Genomic DNA, 23,162 nt, shown 5'->3' with positions numbered 1-23,162 from the left:
AGGATGAAATTTCCTAAAGAACCTATTAAGTATAAATTATATGACGAATCTATTATTCACGATGAAAGTCAGTGGAACATCAACAATGCTCACGATCCGGCTAGCTTCAAGGATGGTGATACGTACTACGTATTTTCGACGGATGCGAAGTATGGTGGACCTCCGACTGGTGGGATTCAAATACGGAAATCAAAGGATTTAATAGAATGGGAGTTTGTCGGTCATGCGTTCGATGAAATACCAAAAGATGCTTACGATTGGACGGGAGCTAAAGGGCTTTGGGCACCGGAAGTAGCCAAGTTCGGTGACACCTACTATTTGTACTATGCTGCTTCACAATTCGGAAAAACTCAGTCGTTTATTGGAGTTGCAACAAGTCAAAGTATTGAAGGACCATGGCAGGATCAAGGAGAGGTAGTGAAATCGCAGCAGGATGTACCTGGGCCCAATGCGATTGATCCGAATATTACTTTTGACCGTGACGGCAATCCATGGTTAGTCTATGGAAGCTTCTTTGGTGGATTATATGTTTTCCCTATTGACCCAGCAACAGGAAAAAAACGCGCAGGAAGTGAAGAAATCCTAGTTGCTAAAAGGCATACCAGTGTAGAGGCTGCGATTGAAGGACCTTATATTGTGTATCATCCTGAGTTTGATGAATATTACTTATTCGTTTCCTATGATTCCTTATTTAAGAATTATCATATTCGCGTGGGAAGGTCTCATTCTATTGAGGGTCCTTATCTTGACTATGATGGGAATGAAATGACCAATTTAGAACTTCCACCAAACGAAGTAGGAATGAAGATATTAGGTGGATATAAATTTGGCGATAAGGAAGGCTGGATTGCGCCCGGACATAATTCGGTGTTACAAGATGGCGAAAATTATTATATCGTTCATCACGCAAGAGGGGAGAAGGATCCCCATTGGCATTATCTACATGTGAGAAAGATCGTATGGACAGAGGATGGCTGGCCACTCGTTTCTCCTGAGAGATACGCAGGAGAAGAGGAGCAGCCTGTTGATCCAGAATTGATGAATGGAAAATGGGAATATGTTTGGATGGATAAAAAGGAACATGAACTAATTCCTTCCCGCTCTATGACTCTGTCTGCTACGGCAGAAGGGGTACTGGAATATAAAAGGGGTAATGTTTTTAAGGTCCATTTGGACGAAAGAGCTTGTGAGATTATCGTTTTACCGGCATGGGATTGGGAGAATTGGAATCACACACTCGTTTTTACAGGTAAAGATGAACAGGGAAATGTCGTCATCGGTAAAAAAGTAGGGTAGTTTTACTATTTGAGATAGGAGCGGTGTGGAATGGAGCTAACTTCATTTAAGTTAAATCGTGTCAAAGTGACTGGTGGCCCTCTTAAAGCGGCAATGGAATTAAATAAGGAGTACTTACTGCAACTTGAACCTGACCGGTTATTATCCCGTTTTAGAGAGTATGCTGGCTTAGAGCCAAAGGCTGAGAATTACGAGGGCTGGGAAGCACAAGGGATATCGGGCCATACTCTTGGGCACTACTTGTCTGGTTGTGCCATGATGTTTGCCTCAACGGAGGATGAGAGATTTTTACAACGTGTGAATTATATGGTAGAAGAGTTAGAACAATGTCAACATGCGAATGGCAATGGCTATGTTGGAGGTGTGCCGTGTGGAAAAGAGCTGTTTGAGGAAGTGAAATCAGGTGATATTCGCTCACAAGGTTTTGACTTAAACGGCGGTTGGGTTCCTTTGTATTCTATTCATAAATTATTTGCAGGATTAAGAGATGCCTATCATTTAGCGAATAATCAAAAGGCGCTACAAGTGGAAGAGAAGTTAGGTTTGTGGTTGGTAGATGTTTTTTCGCACTTAACGCATGACCAAGTACAAGCGGTTTTACATTGTGAATTTGGTGGGATGTCAGAGGTATTAGCGGATTTAGCTGTTGATACGGGAGATGATCGTTTTTGGAGCTTATCTGAACAATTTCATCATGAAGAAATACTTAACCCTCTGGCAAATGGAGTGGATGAGTTAGCGGGTAGGCATGCGAACACACAAATACCAAAAATAGTTGGGGCTGCACGTCAGTACGAAGTATCACAGAATGAATCGTACCGGCATATTGCAGAGTTTTTCTGGGAGAAAGTCACCAACCACCATTCGTATGTGATAGGTGGTAATAGTATGAATGAACATTTTGGAGAGCCAGACAAGTTAAATGATCGCCTTGGTGCCTTTACATGTGAAACTTGTAATTCCTACAACATGCTCAAGCTTACGAAACATCTCTTTCAATGGAATCCATTAGCGATTCAGGGAGATTTTTATGAACGGGTTTTATATAATCACATCCTAGCTTCACAGCATCCAACAGAAGGAACGGTTACGTATTTTGTCTCACTCGATATGGGTGGACACAAAGTATATAATTCGAAATTTAATGATTTCACCTGCTGTGTTGGCTCTGGAATGGAGAATCACTCAAGCTATGGAAACAATATTTATTTCTATGGTGAACATTCACTGTACATCAATCAGTATGTACCATCAACGCTTGATTGGGTGGAGATGGGTGTTAGACTAAATCAATACACTGAGTATCCAAAAGACGGTAAGGTGACGGTAACAATTGATTGTGAAGAGGCAAAGACATTCTCCCTTTCCGTTCGGTTCCCATATTGGGCAGAACAAGGAATGTGTGTCTTTGTTAATGGAGAAATGTACCTTCATAACAACAAGCCTTCAAGTTTTATCACCATTACTCGAACATGGCAGCAAGGAGACAGGGTTGAATTAGTTATGCCTATGACTTTACGAATCGAAAAGATGAACGATAACCCAAATCGAATAGCCTTTATGAGCGGCCCACTCGTGTTAGCGGGGGATTTAGGTCCGATTAACGAGAAAGTACAATCGAAGGATTTGCTGTTTACACCTGTGCTTGTGACAAATAATTCTAGTATCACAAATTATATACATCCAATTGCTGAAAAAAAGCATCAGTTTCTTATGAAAGAAATCGGTTATCCGCGAAATGTGGAAATGTACCCTTTTTATTTAATGCATGACCGTAGTACAACCGTATATTGGGATGTATTTTCGGTGGGGGAATGGCAACAGACGGAAATGGTTTATAAGGCTTCACTTGAAAAAGAACGCGAGCTACAGGCGAAGACGGTTGACTTTTTCCAACCTGGTGAAATGCAACCAGAACGTGACCATGATTTTCATGGAGAACATGTTGGATTAGGTGTGGAGTCGAATCGTAAATACAGAGATACGTGGCCAAGTGGTTATTTTTCTTTCTCGCTAAGTGTTGATCCAGATTCATTACATGCGTTAGTCGTCATGTATACGAAAGAGATTGAAACTAAGAAGTCCTTTGATTTGAGTATAGATGGGTTTCGTTTGAAAGATGGATTAATAGAACTAGAAGAGATGAACAAGTTTGTACTTGTACGGTACGACATTCCTCGTTCAATTACACAGAATAAGACAAGTGTCCGTGTACAATTTAAGGCACATGAAGGCCGGAAAGTACCGAAAGTATTTGCTGTTCGTATGATAAAGAACTAGTTTTTAGGCAAATATGTCAAAGAAACTTAAATATATTTTTAAAAATACCATTGAAAAAATGACGATAGGTGGTACAATCAAATTAAAGGTTATGCGTACAAGTTGGAGAAAAAATAATGAAAAAAGTCAACTTGTAAGGTTGATTGTAAAGGATTACATATAAAGTCTCTAATATCTTGTACGCATAACATTATATTCTAAATGGAAAAAGTTACATTTTAATCCGATGATGGATATATAAACAAATCTCGGATCATCTTTTTATCTTAATGTAAACGCATTCTTTCTAAGGGCAGGGTGATGTAAATGGGTAAGTATTCAATCGGTGTTGATTATGGAACACAGTCGGGAAGAGCGGTACTTGTCGAGATTGGAACAGGTAAGGAAGTAGCAACAGCTGTCAAACCTTATACGCATGGTGTGATGGATGAATTTTTACCAGATGGAACGACGAAGTTAGAGCACGACTGGGCACTTCAGCATCCAACAGATTATTTAGAAGTTTTACAGATTACGATTCCAGAAGTGTTAGAGAAAGCACAAGTTTCACCTGAAGATGTAGTTGGGTTAGGGATTGACTTTACAGCTTGTACGGTTTTACCAATTGATGAATTCGGAACACCGTTATGCTTAAAGCCGGAATATCGCGCAAACCCACATAGTTATGTGAAGCTATGGAAACATCATGCGGCACAGGATGAAGCAAATCGTTTGAATGAAATTGCGGAACAACGTGGAGAAGCATTCCTAAAGCGTTATGGTGGAAAGATTTCCTCTGAATGGATGATTCCAAAGGTATGGCAAATTTTAAATGAAGCACCAGATATATATGAAGCGGCTGATCAAATTCTAGAAGCAACAGACTGGGTCATTTACCAGTTAACAGGTGAAATTAATCGGAATAGTTGTACGGCGGGCTATAAAGCCATCTGGCATAAGCAAGAAGGGTATCCGTCGAAGGATTTCTTTAAAGCATTAGACCCTAGATTAGAGAATGTAGTAGAAGAAAAGCTATCTACTAAAATAGTTCCAATTGGTGCTAAGGCAGGAGAAATTACGGAAGCAGCAGCGAAACTTACAGGATTAAAGCCTGGTACGGCCGCAGCAGTTGCAAACGTAGATGCACACGTTGCTGTGCCAGCTGTAGGAATCACGGAAGCTGGCAAACTATTAATGATTATGGGAACGTCAACTTGTCATATTTTACTAGGAGAAGAAGAAAGAATTGTCCCAGGTATGTGTGGTGTAGTTGAGGATGGTGTTCTTCCTGGCTTTATGGGATATGAGGCAGGGCAATCCTGTGTAGGTGACCATTTTGAGTGGTTTACAGAAAACTGTGTACCTGAAAGCTATCAGGATGAGGCAAAAGCAAAAGGAGTGAATATCCACCAGTTGCTAACAGAAAAGGCTAGCAAGCTGAAAGTGGGCCAAAGTGGACTACTTGCTCTAGATTGGTGGAATGGAAATCGTTCAACTCTTGTGGACGCGGACTTAACAGGTGTTCTATTAGGAACAACCCTTCTAACAAAGCCTGAAGAAATTTACCGAGCACTAATTGAAGCAACAGCGTATGGCACTAGAATGATTGTTGAGACTTTTAGAGATAATGGTGTACCAGTAAATGAAGTATACGCAGCTGGTGGTATTGCTGAGAAAAACTCATTGATGATGCAAATTTATTCTGATGTGTTAAATATGGATATTAAAATTTCTGCTTCATCTCAGACACCTGCACTTGGTTCTGCGATGTTTGGAGCCGTTGCAGCAGGAAAGGATCGTGGAGGTTATGACACCATCACTGATGCAGCAAAGGAAATGGGCCGAGTGAAGGATGAGTATTACCAACCGAAGCTTAAGAATGCAGCTGTTTATAATGTGTTATACAGCGAGTATGCTCGCCTTTATGACTACTTCGGTCGCGGAGAGAACAATGTCATGAAAACTTTGAAAAAACTTAAGAATGCTAGTTCCTCAGAAAAGAAGGAGGAAACAGTATGCTAGAACAACTAAAGCAAGAGGTGTTACAGGCCAACCTAGATCTTCCCAAGCACGGCTTAGTGACATTTACTTGGGGCAATGTGAGTGGAATTGATCGTAAAGAGAACCTAGTCGTCATTAAACCGAGTGGTGTTCCGTATGAAGATCTAACAGTAGAAGATCTTGTTGTGGTTGATCTAGAAGGCAATATGGTGGAAGGCAATTTACGACCTTCTTCCGATACGCCTACTCATCTAGCACTGTATCGTGCATTTCCTTCTATTGGGGGAATCGTCCATACTCACTCCCCTTGGGCAACAAGCTGGGCTCAAGCAGGGCGTTCCATCCCAGCTTTAGGAACAACACATGCCGATTATTTTTACGGAGAAATTCCATGTACAAGAGAGATGACAAAAGAAGAAATTGATCGTGCCTACGAGCTGGAAACGGGGAATGTTATTATCGAGACTTTCGCAGTTGGAGGAATCGATCCAGTCGCCATTCCAGGGGTACTAGTAGCAAACCATGCACCGTTTAGTTGGGGAAAGGATGCACACCAGGCGGTACATAATGCAGTGGTTCTTGAGGAAGTGGCAAAAATGGCACTGCAAGCGTATCAGTTAAACCCAGGTGTTCGCCCAATTGCGCAAGCAATCCTAGATAAACACTATTTACGTAAGCATGGTGCAAAGGCATATTACGGGCAAAAATAACATTACTTGTACGTATAACTTGTTTAATTCTATGATTCTACCAATACATTTTCTATTTAGGGGGATTTACCTTGTTAACGACAAAAGCTTATGAATTTTGGTTTATAACAGGAAGTCAATTATTGTACGGAGAAGAAGTTTTAAAAGCAGTAGAAAGCAACTCACGTGCAATAGTAGAAGGTTTGGATGCAAATGTTCCTCATAAACTAGTATTTAAATCTGTAGTAAAGGATGCAGATGCTATTCGTAAAGTGATGCTTGAAGCGAATGCGGACGATAATTGTGCAGGTATTATTACATGGATGCATACATTCTCTCCTTCAAAAATGTGGATTGCGGGATTATCCGCACTACAAAAGCCATTCCTACATCTTGCAACACAATTTAACCGTGATATTCCGTGGGATTCGATTGATATGGATTTCATGAACTTAAACCAATCGGCACATGGTGACCGTGAGCATGGATTCATTACTAGTCGATTAAATGTAAAGCGCAAGGTTGTTGTAGGTCACTGGGAAAACCAAGAGGTAAGAGAGCGTGTGGGAAGTTGGATGAGAACAGCTGTTGCTTATTCAGAAAGTCAAATCTTGAAGGTTGCCCGTTTCGGTGACAATATGCGTCAGGTAGCAGTTACAGAAGGTGACAAGGTTGAGGCGCAAATTAAATTTGGTTGGACAGTGAATGGATATGGTGTAGGTGACCTTGTTCAACGAATGAATGATGTCTCTGAACAAGAACTTGACCAGCTAATGGCTGAGTATGAAGAGAAATATACAATTGTTTCAGAAGGATTAACGGATGGTTCTGTTAGAGAATCTATTCGTTACCAAGCAAGAATTGAACTTGGAATGAAGGCGTTCTTAGAAGAAGGTGGATATTCAGCTTTCACGACGACTTTTGAAGATCTTCATGGTATGCGTCAGCTACCAGGCTTAGCTGTTCAACGATTAATGGAACAAGGGTACGGCTTTGCGGGTGAAGGAGATTGGAAAACAGCTGCATTGGTACGCTTAATGAAAATTATTGCTGGTAATGAAGAAACGTCATTCATGGAAGATTACACATACCACTTTGAGCCAGGAAATGAAATGGTCCTTGGTGCACATATGCTAGAAGTTTGCCCTACCATTTCTGCTACACGTCCAAAAATCGAAGTTCATCCACTAGGTATTGGTGGGAAGGAAGATCCAGCAAGAATCGTGTTTGATGGAATGGGTGGATCTGCACTAAATGCTTCCATCATCGACTTAGGACATCGTTTCCGTCTTTTAGTCAATGAAGTGGATGCGGTTCAACCAGAAAAAGAAATGCCAAACCTTCCAGTTGCTCGAGTACTGTGGAAGACACAACCTTCGTTAAGCCAAGCGGTAGAAAATTGGATTCAGGCGGGAGGAGCTCATCACACTTGCTACTCTTACAAAGTAACTACAGAACAATTAAGAGACTTTGCTGAATTAACAGGAATTGAAATGGTGGTCATTAATAACGATACAAAAACTAATAACTTTAACAATGAATTGCGCTGGAACGAAGTTATTTACCGATAAAATCTAATAAATCTAGGTGGGGCTATTAGAAATAATAGCCCCCAATTGTAAGAAAGAGGAGGAACACCCTTGAATAAAACAGTTGATAAACAAACAGTGGAGCATGTAGCCGTCAATGCGATTCGTACACTAGCCATTGACGCAATCGAAAAAGCGAAATCAGGACACCCTGGAATGCCAATGGGAATGGCTCCTGCAGGTCATGTGTTATGGTCAAAGATTATGAATCATAACCCAGCCAACCCTACATGGTTTAACCGTGATCGCTTTGTCCTATCGGCAGGGCACGGGTCGATGCTTTTATATAGTCTTTTACATTTAAGTGGCTATGATGTTTCCTTGGACGATCTTAAGCAATTTAGACAGTGGGGAAGCAAGACACCTGGTCACCCTGAATTCGGTCACACACCAGGAGTAGATGCAACAACAGGTCCTTTAGGTCAAGGAATTGCGATGGGTGTAGGAATGGCAATGGCGGAAGCTCACTTATCTTCTGTTTATAATCGGGAAGGGTTCTCGCTAGTTAACCACTATACATATGCCATTTGTGGCGACGGTGATTTAATGGAAGGTGTTTCAGCGGAAGCAGCTTCTCTTGCTGGACATTTAAAGCTAGGTAAATTAGTTGTTATATATGATTCAAACAACATTACATTAGATGGAGAGGCACATCTATCATTCTCCGAAGATGTTCAAAAAAGATTTGAAGCGTATGGCTGGCAGGTGCTTCGAGTAGAAGAAGAGAATAATCTAGAAGCGATTGAACTAGCCTTATTAGAAGCAAAAAAGGATACGACTAAACCAACTCTAATTGAACTAAAAACGACATTAGGATATGGTAGCCCGAATAAAGGTGGAAAGTCGGGACATCAAGGGACCCATGGTTCTCCGCTTGGAGGAGAAGAGGTCAAGTTAACGAAGGAATTCTTAGGATGGCCGCAGGAAGATTTTTATGTTCCTGAAGAAGTAAGGGAATATTGGCTTGAGGTAAAAGAACGTGGAATTGGGGCGAACCAAGAGTGGGATACCTTGTTTAGCCAATATAAGGCGGCTTATCCAGAGCTAGCTGAGCAACTGGTACGAGATCTAAAAGGAGAGCTTCCGGAAGGTTGGGATCTAAACGTTCCTGTGTATGAAAAAGGTACTTCTGTTTCCACTCGAATTGCCTCTGGTCAGGTGTTAAATGCTTTAGCTCAAAGAATACCAAATGTATTTGGTGGATCGGCTGACTTAGAGTCGTCAACTATGACGCACTTAAAGGATTTAGGAAGATTTTCAGCAGAAAGATACGAAGGTCGAAATATTTATTTTGGTGTAAGAGAGTTCGCTATGGGAGCAGCCGTAAATGGAATGGCGCTACACGGAGGAGTAAGGCCATTTGGTTCTACCTTCTTTGTTTTCTCAGACTATTTAAAACCAGCTATTCGACTTTCTGCCCTAATGAACCTTCCAGCTATTTTTGTGTTTACTCACGATAGCATTTTTGTAGGAGAAGACGGACCGACACATGAGCCAATTGAGCAATTATCCGCGCTTAGAGGAATTCCGAATGTGACAGTCCTTCGTCCAGCTGATGCGAACGAAACGGCAGCAGCTTGGAAGTATGCAGTACAAAATCAAGAAGGTCCAGTTGTTCTAGTGTTAACAAGACAAAACTTAACCGTAAATATTGACGCGAATACAGCAAACGAACAAATAGCTAAAGGGGCATATATTGCGGCTGATTCTGACAACGGAACTCCAACGGTTCAGTTACTAGCTACTGGTTCAGAACTAGATCTAGCTCTTCGTGTAAAGGTGGAGCTAGACCAAGAAGGAATTTTGGCTCGAGTGATCAGCATGCCTTCTTGGGAGTTGTTTAATAAGCAGTCGAAGGAATATCAAGACTCTATCTTATCAACTGACAGCAAGCTGGATGTTGCTATTGAACTAGGTTCTCCATTAGGTTGGGCACAGTATGTAGGTAGAGACGGTTTAATTATCGGGATACCGACATTCGGAGCATCTGCACCTGGAGATAAAATTGCTAAAGAATATGGCTTTACGGTAGAAAGCATTGTAAACAAAATAAAGGAACGCCTTTAGGGGGTAGGATACATGAGTAACCGTGTAATCGTTAATGCAGATGTGACCAAAGGGAAAATTAATAAAAATATTTATGGCCATTTTGCTGAGCATCTTGGCAGATGTATATATGAAGGAATTTGGGTAGGAGGAGATTCTTCGATTCCGAATACAAAGGGAATTCGGAACGATGTATTAGCAGCGCTTAAGCAATTAAAGGTTCCGGTTCTTCGCTGGCCGGGCGGTTGCTTTGCTGATGAATACCACTGGAAGGATGGGATTGGTCCTAAGGAAAACCGGAAGCGTATGGTGAACACGCACTGGGGTGGAGTCGTCGAAAACAATCACTTCGGAACGCACGAATTTATGCTTCTTTGTGAATTACTAGAATGTGAGCCTTATATTTGTGGAAACGTGGGTAGCGGAACGGTTCAAGAAATGTCTGAGTGGGTTGAATATATGACCTTTGAAGGCGAATCACCAATGGCGAACTGGCGTCGCGAAAATGGAAAAGATGAGCCTTGGAAATTGAAGTATTTTGGTGTCGGCAATGAAAACTGGGGCTGCGGTGGAAATATGCGACCAGAATATTATGCGGACCTATATCGCCGCTATCAAACGTACGTCCGTAATTATGGTCAAAACAAGATTTATAAAATTGCTGGTGGTGCCAACGTAGATGACTACAATTGGACCGAAGTATTAATGAAAAATGCTCATTGGTTAATGGACGGTTTAAGTCTTCACTATTACACCATTCCTGGTGACTTTTGGCTTGGAAAGGGATCAGCTACTGATTTCCCTGAAGATGAGTGGTTCATTACCATGAAAAAAGCTCTTCACATGAACACATTGATTACAAAGCATAGCACCATTATGGATAAATACGACCCTGATAAGCGTATTGGCATGATCATTGATGAATGGGGCACATGGTTTGATGTTGAACCAGGAACAAATCCAGGCTTCTTATATCAGCAAAATACGATTCGTGATGCATTAGTGGCTGGCTTGCATTTTAACATCTTCCATGAACATAACGAACGTGTTCAAATGACGAATATTGCTCAAACCGTAAACGTATTACAAGCCATGATTTTAACGGAAGGGGAAAAGATGATTCTTACTCCAACGTATCATGTATTTGATATGTATAAAGTTCACCAGGATGCTGAGCGTATCGCTGTAGATTCAACATTCGGTGAGTATGAATACAAGGGAGAAAAGCTTCCACAAGTAACCGCTTCTGCTTCTAAAAATGCAGAGGGAACGATTCATGTGAGCTTATGTAATATTGATCATCAAAACGAATCTGTTCTAGAACTTGACCTTCGTGGAGTGAATGCTGGAACTTCAAATGTAAAAGGTACCATTTTAACTGCAGCAAGCATGAACGCCCACAATACCTTTGAGCAACCTGAAGTGGTGAAACCAGTAGAGTTTACAAGCTTTACTGTGGAAAACAACAAGTTATCTATCAAGTTACCTGCAATGAGTGTTGTTACTTTATCCGTAGAATAGGCGGGTGGAACTTTTGAGCGGGAAAAGCTTATGTAAAGGCTGCGTAGAAAGCGTGATTGTCACTGAAGAAGTGATAGAGGAACTGATAAAAGAAACGGAAGAACAGCCAAGTCTAATCGTTTCTGAAGAAGTCTATCAAGAGCGATTAACAGCTTGTGAAGGTTGTTCATCATTGCAATATGGAACTACCTGTGCTCATAGCGGATGTATTGTCCGCTACCTGGCAAAGTTTAAAAACAAAAGCTGTCCTTTTGCTGGGAAGCCAAAATGGGAAAAAGTTAGCTAAATAGATTAGAAGCATACAAAACCCGATACTCTGTATGGAATCAGAAAGGAATAGATCACATGAAAAATCAGGCGAAAATGATTTTAGAAAAAGACTTTAAAATCTCTGAAATTGACAATCGAATTTATGGATCTTTTATCGAGCATCTAGGACGTGCGGTATACGGGGGAATCTATGAACCAGGTCACCATACTGCTGATGAACATGGATTTCGACAAGATGTAATCGAAATGGTGAAGGAGTTGCAAGTCCCTCTTGTCCGTTATCCAGGTGGAAACTTTGTTTCCGGATATAACTGGGAGGATGGCGTTGGTCCAGTTGAAAAACGTCCAAGAAGACTAGATCTAGCTTGGCGTACAACGGAGACAAATGAAATGGGAACAAACGAATTTATGCAGTGGGCAAAACTAGTGAACGCTGAAGTAAATATGGCGGTGAACCTTGGGACACGTGGAATTGATGCGGCAAGAAATTTAGTAGAATATTGTAATCACCCAGGTGGTTCTTATTATAGTGATCTCAGAATCTCTCACGGTTATAAAGAGGCTCATAAAATTAAGACGTGGTGCCTAGGAAACGAAATGGATGGCCCATGGCAAATCGGACATAAGACGGCGGCTGAATACGGAAGACTCGCTCAAGAAACGGCCAAAGCAATGAAATGGGTCGATCCAACGATTGAGCTAGTGGCATGTGGAAGCTCTCATCGCAAAATGCCAACTTTTGCGGATTGGGAAGCAACCGTTCTTGATTTCACTTATGACCATGTAGAGTTTATCTCTCTTCACCAATACTACGGTAACCGTGATAATGATATTTCTAATTACTTAGCATTGTCATTAGAAATGGACGACTTTATTCGTTCGGTCATTTCGATTGCAGACTATATTAAAGCGAAGAAACATAGCAAAAAGAAAATTCACTTGGCGTTTGATGAGTGGAATGTATGGTACCACAGTAACGAGGCAGATAAACAAATAGAACCTTGGAGTATTGCACCTCCGCAGCTTGAAGATATTTATAATTTTGAAGATGCCCTTTTAGTAGGCTGCATGCTAATTACTATGCTTAAGCATGCAGACCGATTAAAAATTGCTTGTTTGGCTCAGTTAGTCAATGTCATTGCTCCAATTATGACAGAAAACAACGGAGTAGCTTGGAAGCAAACCATTTTCTATCCATATATGCACACTTCTGTTTACGGTCGCGGTGTAGCATTAAACCCTATCATTTCAAGTTCAAAATATGATAGTAAAGATTTCACAGATGTACCATTCCTTGAGTCAACAGCAGTGTATAATGAAGAAAATGAAACATTAACCATTTTTGCTGTCAACCGTCACCTCGAAGAAGGATTAGATTTAGAAGTAGATATCCGTAACTTTGAGGGCTACGAAGTGATCGAGCATATCGTTTTAGAGAATGATGACATCAAACAGACGAACTCAGCACAGGGGACACCTGTTGCTCCGCATTCTAATGGAAATGCGATAAAAGAGAACAGCGGAGTGAAAGCGGTTTTACCGAAGTTGTCTTGGAATGTCATCCGTCTAGCAAAGAAAAAATAAGCATTAGTCCTTCCATATCATCCTTGTGGTGATATGGAATCATTTATATTCATCGGTTTTAGGAAAGGTTGGATGAAAATGAAGGTCAATAAGGAATACTTTGGACAAATCAATGAAACAACCGTTGATACATACACCCTTGTAAATGATGGTGGAATGAGCGTAAGCTGTATTACTTTAGGGTGTATTATCACAAAGATAATCACTCCAGATCGAAATGGAGTAATGGAAAATGTAGTGATTGGTTATGACTCCATCGATGAATATCTAGCAGACTCGTATTATTTAGGAGCGGTTATTGGTAGATTTGCTGGACGCATAGCGGGAGCTTCTTTTGAATTAGACGGCAAAACCTTTTCCTTGGCAAAAAATAATAATGGGAACCATCTTCATGGTGGAAATAAGGGGTTTGACAAGGTCATTTGGGATGCTGAGATCCTCGAAAGGGAAGATGAGGTAGGGGTACAGTTTTCTTACTTTAGTCCAGATGGAGAAGAAGGGTACCCTGGTAATTTGAAGCTAACCGTTACCTACATGTTAAACAACAATAATGAGTTAACGATTAGCTACAAAGGGGCATCTGACCAGAAGACCATTTTAAACATGACTAACCATTCCTATTTTAATTTAAGTGGGGATTTAAAACGTGATACTTTAGATCACTCTTTATTTATAAAAAGTAGTAAATACCTTGAATTGAACGACGAGCTGCTGCCGATACAGACTGCAGATGTGAAGAATACCCCGTTTGATTTTACAGCTGGACGTGTCATACGAGAAGGAGCAGAATCCAACCATCCGCAAAATAAACTAGCTGGTGAAGGGTATGACCATCCATTTTTATTAGACTCACGTTATGAGGACGAGATTGTATTAAAGGATGAAGAAAGTGGTCGTAAGTTAACGATTGAAACAGATGAAGTGGCTGTCGTTTTGTATTCTGGTACACAAATCAAAGCAGAAGGGGAGATACGAGGTGTTCCAGCTCGAAAGTATCTAGGTCTTTGCTTAGAAACTCAAGGGTTACCTGATGCCGTTCATCATCCAGAGTTTCCTAGCTGTGTGATTGAGAAGGATCAGCCGTTTACATCAAGTACTACCTATAAGTTCGGAACGTTTTAAATAGGCATAGGAAAAGGAGGAGTACCAAAATGGAGAATTATATAGCAGACGTCATGACTTTGAGCCAACAATGTGACTGTGGAAACCATCATAATGTGATTCCGATTGAATCAATAAAGATTGGAAATGATGCTCTGAAGGAAGCCGCTCGATTTATTCAAAGAAAAGCTTATCAAAAAGTGGTTATTGTGGCAGATGCACAAACGTATAAGGCTGGAGTCGAAAAATTCGCTGAACACTTAAAAGAAAAGAATATTCCTTTTTCAGTAACTATTTTAAAACCAGACGAAAATAATGATGTCGTTGCCGATGAAAAATGTCTGGTTCAGGCGTTACTTGACATTCCGACAGAAGCTGATGTTCTCATCGCTTTTGGGGCGGGAACGATTCATGACATCACACGTTTTTGTGCGACAAAGCTAAAAATTCCTTTTATCTCAGTACCATCTGCTCCTTCAGTTGATGGGTTCACGTCATTAGGTGCTCCTCTCATCGTTCGCGGAGTAAAAACGACCTTTCAGATGAGTTCGCCTATTGCTGTTTTTGCTGATTTAACGATTCTCCAGTCTGCTCCAAGAGAAATGATTGCAGCAGGGTTTGGAGATATGATGGCCAAATATACGTCTCTAGCTGACTGGAAGCTCGGTCACGTAGCGGTTGGTGAACCATATTGCCCTCTTTCGGCACAAATCACTAGAGATGCCTTAGAGAATTGTGTGGAACATGCGGAGGAAATTGAAGCGGGAGGTCAGTTGGGCGTTCGGATTTTAATTGAGGCGCTTATCAAGTCTGGATTAGCCATGCTTCTATTTGGGCAATCTCACCCAGCTTCTGGTGGAGAGCATCATCTATCTCACTACTGGGAAATGGAGTTTCTAAAACTGGGCCGTCCTGCCGTTCTTCATGGAGCGAAGGTATCTGTTGCTACTTTACTATTAGCTGATATTTATAAACGCGAGTTTCTAGAGCTTATTACAGAAGAAAAGGATTTGGAGAATATAGATGATCCATTCATAGTTAAAAATATCCAAGAGCATCTTCCAGTGATTAAATCTATTTATGAAGAAATCCCTCAGCCCGAAAGGCTTCGAGAGATATTAGAAAAATTAAATGGTGCAGTTACTCCAGCAGAGCTTGGAATCAGTGAAGAGTTAGTGAATAGAAGCTTACAAGAAGCACACCATCTTCGTAACCGCTTTACGGTATTAAAATTTTTAAATGAAGTGGCTAAAGTGAGCCCTCAATTTGTTTAATAAGGAAAGGTGAAGAACATGCAAAAAGTAGAAACATTAAACAATCCAATTTTGTTGCAAAGAGCAGATCCATGGGTTTACAAGCACACAGACGGCTATTATTACTTCACTGCATCTGTCCCTGAATTTGATTTAATTGAATTAAGAAGGGCAGAAACGATCCAAGGACTTGGAGAAGCAGAACCGGTTGTTGCCTGGCGGAAATATGAGACAGGACCAATGAGTGCACATATTTGGGCACCGGAGCTTCATTACATTGATGGGAAATGGTATATCTACTTTGCAGCAGCAAGAGCGGATGATATTTTTGATCACCGCATGTATGTCTTAGAAAATGATTCTGCCAATCCTTTAGAGGGTGAGTGGGTTGAAAAAGGCCAAGTGAAAACGGATTGGGAGTCTTTTTCTCTTGATGCTACGACCTTTGAACATAAAGGTGTCAGATACTATGTATGGGCGCAGCGCGATCCAAACGTCGTTGGAAACTCTAATCTTTATATCGCTAAAATGGTGAGCCCTTGGGAAATTGAAGGTCCTCAAGTCATGATTACAAAGCCAGAATATGACTGGGAAACCATCGGATTTTTAGTGAATGAGGGAGCGGCTGTATTAAAGAGAAACGGTAAGATTTTTATGACATACTCAGCAAGTAAAACCGATTTCAATTATTGTATGGGTCTATTAACGGCAGATGAGGATAGCGACTTGCTTGACACTAAGTCTTGGAAAAAAGCTGATAAGCCCGTTTTCCAAACAAGTGAAGAAAATGGCCAGTATGGTCCAGGTCATAATAGCTTTACTGTATCCGAAGATGGTACACAGGATATTCTGATTTACCATGCTCGTAACTACAAAGAAATTGAAGGAGATCCACTGTGGGATCATAATCGCCATACTCGTGCGCAGGTATTTACATGGAATGAAGATGGAACACCAAATTTTGGCGTACCTGTAAGGGATAAGAAATAGAAGAAATCGGAGGAGTCCATGATGGTGAAAACAGAAGATAAAAATCTAATTTTAGAACAAAGAGCCGATCCATGGGTCTACAAGCATACTGACGGATATTATTATTTTACGGCATCTGTCCCTGAATACGATCGAATTGAGGTTCGTCGTTCAAAGACATTACATGGAATTGCAGAGGCAGAACCAGTTGTGGCATGGAGAAAGCATGAGACTGGGCCAATGAGTTCATTGATATGGGCACCGGAGCTTCATTTTATTAACGGAAGCTGGTATATCTACTTTGCAGCTGCTAAGTCAAAAGAAATTATCAACGGTTTGTTTGATCACCGTATGTTTGTTATTGAAAATAAGTCTGCTAACCCATTAGAAGGTACATGGGAGGAAAAGGGACAAATCAAAACGGATTGGGAATCCTTTGCATTAGATGCGACATCCTTTGAACATAATGGGCAGCAATACTTAGTTTGGGCCCAGAAGGATCCTAATATAAAAGGAAACTCTAATCTGTATATTGCTCCTTTAGAAAATCCTTGGACAATCAAAAGTCCTCAAGTGATGATTACCAAACCGGAGTTTGACTGGGAAACAATTGGCTTTTGGGTAAACGAAGGTGCTGCTGTGATTAAAAGAAATGGTCGTGTGTTCATTTCTTATTCAGGAAGTGCCACAGATGAAAACTACTGCATGGGATTGATTTCAGCAGATGAAACAAGTGATCTATTAGATCCTAACTCTTGGAAGAAATCGGATAAGCCCGTATTTCAAACGAACCGTGAAGCGGGACAATATGGTCCAGGTCATAATAGCTTTACTGTTTCAGAAGATGGAACTGGGGATATTCTTGTTTATCATGCACGAACGTATACAGAGATTGTTGGAGATCCATTGTACGATCCGAATCGACATACACGTGCTCAAGTGTTTACGTGGAAAGAAGACGGAACACCGTACTTTGGAAAACCTGAGTAATTTTTATATGGCTATAGAAAGAAATTCATATCAACCTTTGATATGGATTTTTTCTATTGCTTTTACCTCAATTTAAAACAGAAGAAGGTATAACTATGGGAAAATCACTATCATCTAATGAACCGCATAAACTCACCTTACGAGCCATCACTTGGCCAATTTTTATTGAATTATTTTTACAGACGATTATGGGAAGTACAGACACCATCATGCTCGCTCATATTTCAGATGATGCGGTTGCAGCAGTCGGTGTCGCGAATCAATTGGTTTTCTTTGCTATTTTGATTTTTGCCTTTACTTCAACAGGGACAGCGGTTCTGATTTCCCAGTACTTAGGGGCAGGAATGAGGTTAGAGGCAAAGGAGACCGCGGGTATTTCTATTACGATTAATTTATTTATCGGTCTTGTGGTAAGTGCGCTGATGTTTATTTTCCAAGGACCGCTGCTCGACCTCTTTAAGCTCGAAGAACACTTAGCATCTATTGGCCATTCTTACCTTTCAATTGTAGGTGCAACTTTGTTCTTACAAGCCTTGCTTGTCACCGTGTCTTCCATTTTACGAGCTTATGGGTTTACGAGAGATGCGATGTTTGTATCGATTATCATGAACATCATTCACTTAATAGGAAATGCATTAGTTATATACGGCTTATTTGGCTTACCTGTATTTGGGGTAGAAGGAGTAGCGATTTCAACCGCTATCAGTAGAGCCATAGCCTTAGGTATTGCTGTTTATCTTATGTATAAGAGACTTCCTATCAAGGTGGAGCTTAAGGATTATACTCATTTTGATGCTTCAAAGATTAAAAAGATCCTCCGAATTGGTGTGCCTGCAGCAAGTGAACAGTTATGTTATAACACGAGTCAGATGGCAATCACCGCGATTACTGCATTAATGGGAGCAGCTGCCTTAACGACTCGAGTCTACACTTGGAACATAATGACGTTTATTTTGTTGTTCGGATTGGCCATGGGACAAGGAACCCAAATCTTAATCGGTTATCGTGTTGGTGCGGGGGACTTCGATGGAGCCTATCGTCAACTCCTAAAGAGCTTAAAGTCAAGTTTTATTATCACGATACTTATCGCAATCCTTGTTGCATTGTTTAGAGTACCATTAATGAGCATTTTTACAGATAACAATGAAATCATTTATATTGGTAGTCAATTGTTGCTGCTTTGTTTAATCCTTGAACCAGGAAGAACGTTTAACCTTTTAGTAGTGAATGCTCTGCGTGCAACAGGTGACGCTACCTTCTCAGTAAAAATGGGAGTTATCTCGATGTGGGTAATTGGTGTACCAGTAGCATATGTGCTTGGAATTCACTTCGGATGGGGACTTTATGGAGTCTGGGTTGCCTTTATTGTCGATGAGTGGCTAAGAGGAATTGTGATGTATTTTAGATGGAGAAGCAGAGTGTGGGAGAAAAAGGTACTTGTTGTGAAGGAAGAAGTAGCTAGTTTATAAGGGTCATAGAACTCAGGAATTCCTGGGTTCTTTTTTATACAATCTTCTTCTATCTATATTAAATGAATCTTTACGTGTATTCATGAATAGCATATAGGCAGATAAAGCATTAGTTTAATGGAGGAGTGTTTATGCAACTTTTTTACACGGTCCGCCCTGGGGATACACTTTTTCAAATTGCAAGTCGATGGAAGCTTTCCTATGAGTCTCTTGCTGCCGCTAATAATATACAGCCACCCTATACGATTTATGTTGGTCAGCAACTGTCGGTGCCACCAGGAGTGGATAGAGTTCGGGTAAAATCAGGTGATACCGTTTTTAACATAGCTCAAACATTGGGTGTGCCACAATCTGTTATTATTCAGACAAATCAGCTTCAGCCGCCATATACAATACAAGTGGGGCAACTACTAAAGGTACCTCCAGGGAATCCATTCTATGTCGTTCAGCCTGGAGATACCTTATTTCAGATAGCAAACAGATACAACGTCACCACAAGGGGACAAAGTAACTATGAGCTGATTAGACAAGTAAACCAGCTTCCAAACTACAATCTTTCTCCAGGAATGCGATTAAGAATTCCGTATGCCCCACCTGGGGATCTTGGTATGATTGCGTATACCTCCAATCGGGGAGGTAGCTACGACCTTTGGGTTTATAATCTTAGAAACGGGCAAAATGTCCAGCTCACTAATGGATTGGGAGAATCATATACTACTCCATTTTGGTCACCAGATAGTACCAAGATTGCCTTTGTAGGAAGAAATGGTGTCTTGTTCATCCTTGATGCAGGGGACGGGAGCACCTCTAGGATTGACCAGTTCACTGAAGGAGAAGGGATCTTTTTAGATTGGTCCCCAGACAGTCAAAGGGTTGCTTATGTAAAGAATAATCAAATCATCTTATATCGAGTGTCTACCCATCAGGTTCAACGAATAGAAGCAGTAAATGCGACGGATGTTCAGTGGTTTCCAAATGGGCGAGAACTCCTTTATCAAGCTCCTGATGAAAAGGGTTTTAGTCAGCTTTATCGCATTGCTACAGATGGTACAGATAAACAGCAAATTACTGAAAACACGGGAGGAAGATTGAACAATGTTCGCTTATCCCCGAATGGTTTATATGTCTTATACACAAGTCCAGGTGCAAGTATTTCTATTATTCATACGATCGAACTTACAAGTGGACAGATTTTCGAGGTGAAGGGAGGCCCGCTTGCAAAAAATTATTATCCGGTATGGTCACCAGATTCCTCGACGATTGCTTATAGTGCGACAGCCTTTGAAGATGTAGGCTATTTCTCATTGATTCGAACCACAAGTAGGAAAGGAGAAAATGACCGGACGGTAGCTATATCCTCTTGCTACGCAACTCCTGTTACTTGGTCGCCAGAATCACCAAAATTAGCTTATCTTTCGGGGTGTAATGGAGAAGGAATAGGGAGGGAAATGTGGGTGCTAGATTTACGCCATCCCGTTCCGATTAAGATTGTGGAGGGAGGACAAATCACCTCGTTACAATGGTCACCTGTTCCCATTTCATCTTTAAAAAAGACATTTACAAGTGATAGCTTTAACATCCAATTTCAGTATCCGGCACACTGGAAGCAGGTAAGTGATGATAGATATGAAGGTCCTGATGGATTTTTTCAAGTAGCAGCAATATCTTCAGATGAACCCATCCACACCGTCTGCCAAAATGAAGCCTTTCACCAACTACTCCCGTACGGTACCAAACCACTTATCCTACAGACAAACATACAAACTCAGGAGGCTTGCTATATATTTCCGTCAGAAGATCAATCCCCTGAAATGAGAGGGCAAGCAGCACTGATTGTCCGATATCCAGAACCAATCCAAATCGGAGACACCTTCTATAATTACTTCATTCTATGGGCAGACCAAAATCATTTATATGAGATTAGCTCGACGCTTACTTTTTTACGATAGTGAAAGACATAACTAGGAAGAAGGATATCTGTTTAATATAAAATAATCCTCATCTTTATTCCGGATGAGGATTATTTGATTTCTAGTTTAAAATGGTTACCTTTAATTGTTTAACTCCAAAATTGATTGCATCCTGCTGAGAAGGAATAAAGACATCGATTCTATTTCCTTTTATGGCCCCGCCGGTATCTCCGGCGATAGCTTCACCGTATCCCTCCACATAAACTTTACTACCAAGTGGAATAATTGTAGGGTCAACTGAAATGATTTTTGCACTTGGGTTTTCTTTTAGATTAATTCCAGTAGAGGTAATTCCGGAACATCCCTCACATGAAGCTGTATAGGCAGTAGCTTCCACTATAATTTCCTTTGACTCTTGTGCTTCAGGCATCATTGAATTTTCAGTTATAGCCGTCTTAGTAGTATTAATATCTTCATAGATTAATAGGCTTAAACCAGGATGAATAAGATCAGTATGTAATTGGTTCCATTCTTTAATTTGTGAAACTGTTACATGATGTTCTAAGGCTATGTCCCATAAAGTGTCACCTTGTTTAATGGTATAATTTTTATGTTGAGAAATGGTTAGGACATCCCCAGGGTGAATAAGGTCAGAAGTGAGATCATTCAACGTTTTAATATTTTCTACAGTTGTATTATTTGCTCGTGAAAGATTCCAAAGGGTATCTCCTTTCTGTACAGTAATCGTTGCAGCTTGTACATTTGCACTTATTGATACTGAGAGTACAGTAACTGCTACACCTGAAATAATTTTTTTAAGCATTTATTACCCTCCATGTTCTTTGGTTACTAATTTTAAATTATCGTAACATATATTTTTCTGAGAAAAAGAACAGGGAGGTGTTAATTCGATTACGGCCATGGCATTTTTATTACAATAATATTTCTAATATTAATCAACATAAATATCTATTAAATAGAAAAGGTGATAGCATCTGACTTTTGCTAACGACTAAAAATCTATATTTCCTTCTTGAACAATAGGTGCAGGTTTATGGAAAAGGATTTACAAATCTCCTTGTAGAATATTAGAGTATTAACCGAGTTTAGTTGAGAAGAGAAAGGTGAGCTGAGTATGGGACAAATTAAAATTTATGGGATTATGGGAAGACTAAATCCGATTAAGGAAACACTATCGAACATCATCCATTCGTGTATGGTAGAAGTACTTGAGTTTAGTTAGCGTTAAACTATAAAGTAAATGTGTAAGAGAAGAAGTTGTCCATTATTGACCACTTTTTCTTATTCGACGGAGCTGGTTAGCTGAAGAAGGCTCTACTAGATATAGAAAATCAGAATATCCTTCCGAAAAGGAGATGTAAAATGACGACTTCAAAAAAATCAAAAACTTGCGACCATGGACACCATTATTATAAAAGTAGCGATTGTCCTACGTGCCCAATCTGTGAGCAAGAACGCAAACCAAACAGCGGATTTCTTTCACTCCTAAGTGCACCAGCCAGACGAGCATTGGAACACAAGGAAATAACTACTTTGCAACAACTCTCAACCTATAGCGAAAAAGAGATTTTGCAACTTCACGGTATGGGACCAGCATCCTTACCTAAACTTAGGATTGCATTGAAGGAAGATGGGCTATCATTTAAAGATTGAACCGAAAAAGATAAAATAAGAGTTTGAGAATGAGGCTAGCTGTGGAAACAGCAGTTTATTATTAAGCTAAAAGCTCAGGTTACATCCAAATTGTGAGGGAAACTACTTAAGCTAAGAGTTTTATGGAATAAGCATTCCAACTTTTAATTCCATTTTATGTTAATGTGTAAAGGGTTAAAACTGGAGGTGTTCCCTTGGAAATCTTAATAAAAGACTTTACAAAAAGCAGTTCAATGAATTTTTTTGAAGTTAGTTTGCTCCAAGAGGGTAACCATATAACTTCAGCAAAACCTTTGAATTTTATTGAGGTTATTTCTAGAATCAATTTCTTGATTACACATTATAAGATGAGCAATCAAGATAAAATAATTTATACATACTATGATGAACGATTAAAAGAAGCTCTTTCAGCAGAAAAAACTATAGCTAATTATAAAGATATTGTTTAGACGGACAGTGATTTTTGAACTATACCCCATAAAATGGACAGTTTAATAAAGAGACTTAAGCTGCCAACAGATGACTTCGGTATTGAGCCGGA

At 40.3% G+C, this 23,162-nt stretch carries 18 protein-coding genes; 17 read left to right on the top strand and 1 reads right to left on the bottom strand.

Annotated elements, in window-relative coordinates; translation table 11 throughout:
- Positions 1 to 3 precede the first annotated feature (3 nt).
- The 15 genes from ACRX5O_RS17865 to ACRX5O_RS17795 all read left to right on the top strand — a co-directional run bounded on the left by ACRX5O_RS17865 (position 4) and on the right by ACRX5O_RS17795 (position 20,986).
- Positions 4 to 1,296 (top strand): arabinan endo-1,5-alpha-L-arabinosidase, encoded by a 1,293-nt coding sequence (locus ACRX5O_RS17865; protein ID WP_433907186.1) that lies wholly within the window; start codon positions 4 to 6, stop codon positions 1,294 to 1,296.
- Positions 1,297 to 1,326: 30 nt separating this feature from the next.
- Positions 1,327 to 3,576, top strand: coding sequence for a beta-L-arabinofuranosidase domain-containing protein (locus tag ACRX5O_RS17860; protein ID WP_433907185.1), 2,250 nt, complete (start codon positions 1,327 to 1,329; stop codon positions 3,574 to 3,576).
- A 306-nt stretch (positions 3,577 to 3,882) separates the two neighbouring features.
- Positions 3,883 to 5,577, top strand: a complete 1,695-nt coding sequence (gene araB, locus ACRX5O_RS17855) for a ribulokinase (protein WP_433907184.1) — start codon at positions 3,883 to 3,885, stop codon at positions 5,575 to 5,577.
- Complete coding sequence (araD, locus tag ACRX5O_RS17850) at positions 5,571 to 6,266, top strand: L-ribulose-5-phosphate 4-epimerase (RefSeq protein ID WP_433907183.1); 696 nt, start codon at positions 5,571 to 5,573, stop codon at positions 6,264 to 6,266. The genes araB and araD overlap by 7 nt, the downstream gene beginning before the upstream one ends.
- A gap of 71 nt (positions 6,267 to 6,337) precedes the next feature.
- Positions 6,338 to 7,816 carry an L-arabinose isomerase gene (gene araA / locus ACRX5O_RS17845; protein ID WP_433907182.1) on the top strand — a complete coding sequence of 493 codons (1,479 nt, stop codon included), beginning with the start codon at positions 6,338 to 6,340 and terminating at the stop codon, positions 7,814 to 7,816.
- A 69-nt stretch (positions 7,817 to 7,885) separates the two neighbouring features.
- A complete protein-coding gene (tkt, locus tag ACRX5O_RS17840) occupies positions 7,886 to 9,901 on the top strand; it encodes a transketolase (RefSeq protein ID WP_433907181.1) in 2,016 nt (671 codons plus the stop codon).
- Between the two features lie 12 nt (positions 9,902 to 9,913).
- Positions 9,914 to 11,401 (top strand): alpha-N-arabinofuranosidase, encoded by a 1,488-nt coding sequence (locus ACRX5O_RS17835; protein ID WP_433907180.1) that lies wholly within the window; start codon positions 9,914 to 9,916, stop codon positions 11,399 to 11,401.
- A gap of 13 nt (positions 11,402 to 11,414) precedes the next feature.
- Complete coding sequence (locus ACRX5O_RS17830) at positions 11,415 to 11,687, top strand: DUF6171 family protein (RefSeq protein ID WP_433907179.1); 273 nt, start codon at positions 11,415 to 11,417, stop codon at positions 11,685 to 11,687.
- Between the two features lie 59 nt (positions 11,688 to 11,746).
- Complete coding sequence (gene arfA / locus ACRX5O_RS17825; RefSeq protein ID WP_433907178.1) at positions 11,747 to 13,255, top strand: arabinosylfuranosidase ArfA; 1,509 nt, start codon at positions 11,747 to 11,749, stop codon at positions 13,253 to 13,255.
- Between the two features lie 78 nt (positions 13,256 to 13,333).
- Complete coding sequence (locus ACRX5O_RS17820) at positions 13,334 to 14,377, top strand: aldose epimerase family protein (RefSeq protein ID WP_433907177.1); 1,044 nt, start codon at positions 13,334 to 13,336, stop codon at positions 14,375 to 14,377.
- 29 nt (positions 14,378 to 14,406) lie between these two features.
- Positions 14,407 to 15,630, top strand: coding sequence for a sn-glycerol-1-phosphate dehydrogenase (locus tag ACRX5O_RS17815; RefSeq protein ID WP_433907176.1), 1,224 nt, complete (start codon positions 14,407 to 14,409; stop codon positions 15,628 to 15,630).
- A gap of 18 nt (positions 15,631 to 15,648) precedes the next feature.
- A complete protein-coding gene (locus tag ACRX5O_RS17810) occupies positions 15,649 to 16,599 on the top strand; it encodes a glycoside hydrolase family 43 protein (RefSeq protein ID WP_433907175.1) in 951 nt (316 codons plus the stop codon).
- 21 nt (positions 16,600 to 16,620) lie between these two features.
- A complete protein-coding gene (locus tag ACRX5O_RS17805) occupies positions 16,621 to 17,568 on the top strand; it encodes a glycoside hydrolase family 43 protein (RefSeq protein ID WP_433907174.1) in 948 nt (315 codons plus the stop codon).
- Positions 17,569 to 17,663: 95 nt separating this feature from the next.
- A complete protein-coding gene (locus tag ACRX5O_RS17800) occupies positions 17,664 to 19,037 on the top strand; it encodes an MATE family efflux transporter (RefSeq protein ID WP_433907173.1) in 1,374 nt (457 codons plus the stop codon).
- Between the two features lie 131 nt (positions 19,038 to 19,168).
- The gene (locus ACRX5O_RS17795; RefSeq protein WP_433907172.1) at positions 19,169 to 20,986 is read left to right on the top strand and encodes a LysM peptidoglycan-binding domain-containing protein; all 1,818 of its coding nucleotides are present in this window, start codon (positions 19,169 to 19,171) and stop codon (positions 20,984 to 20,986) included.
- Positions 20,987 to 21,068: 82 nt separating this feature from the next.
- Here the strand turns inward: ACRX5O_RS17795 and ACRX5O_RS17790 are convergent, their stop codons facing one another.
- Positions 21,069 to 21,770 (bottom strand): 3D domain-containing protein, encoded by a 702-nt coding sequence (locus tag ACRX5O_RS17790; protein ID WP_433907171.1) that lies wholly within the window; start codon positions 21,768 to 21,770, stop codon positions 21,069 to 21,071.
- A 560-nt stretch (positions 21,771 to 22,330) separates the two neighbouring features.
- Between ACRX5O_RS17790 and ACRX5O_RS17785 the strand changes: the two genes are divergently transcribed.
- Both ACRX5O_RS17785 and ACRX5O_RS17780 read left to right on the top strand, forming a co-directional pair.
- Positions 22,331 to 22,621: an RNA polymerase alpha subunit C-terminal domain-containing protein gene (locus ACRX5O_RS17785; RefSeq protein ID WP_433907170.1), complete on the top strand. Its 291-nt coding sequence runs from the start codon at positions 22,331 to 22,333 to the stop codon at positions 22,619 to 22,621.
- Between the two features lie 194 nt (positions 22,622 to 22,815).
- Positions 22,816 to 23,070 carry a hypothetical protein gene (locus ACRX5O_RS17780; RefSeq protein WP_433907169.1) on the top strand — a complete coding sequence of 85 codons (255 nt, stop codon included), beginning with the start codon at positions 22,816 to 22,818 and terminating at the stop codon, positions 23,068 to 23,070.
- Positions 23,071 to 23,162: the final 92 nt, after the last annotated feature.

Origin of the sequence: Robertmurraya mesotrionivorans, assembly GCF_050971805.1 — a bacterium.
GTDB lineage: Bacteria > Bacillota > Bacilli > Bacillales > Cytobacillaceae > Robertmurraya_A.
Note: the sequence above shows the minus strand (reverse complement) of the source record. Positions and strands in the feature narration are given on the sequence as shown.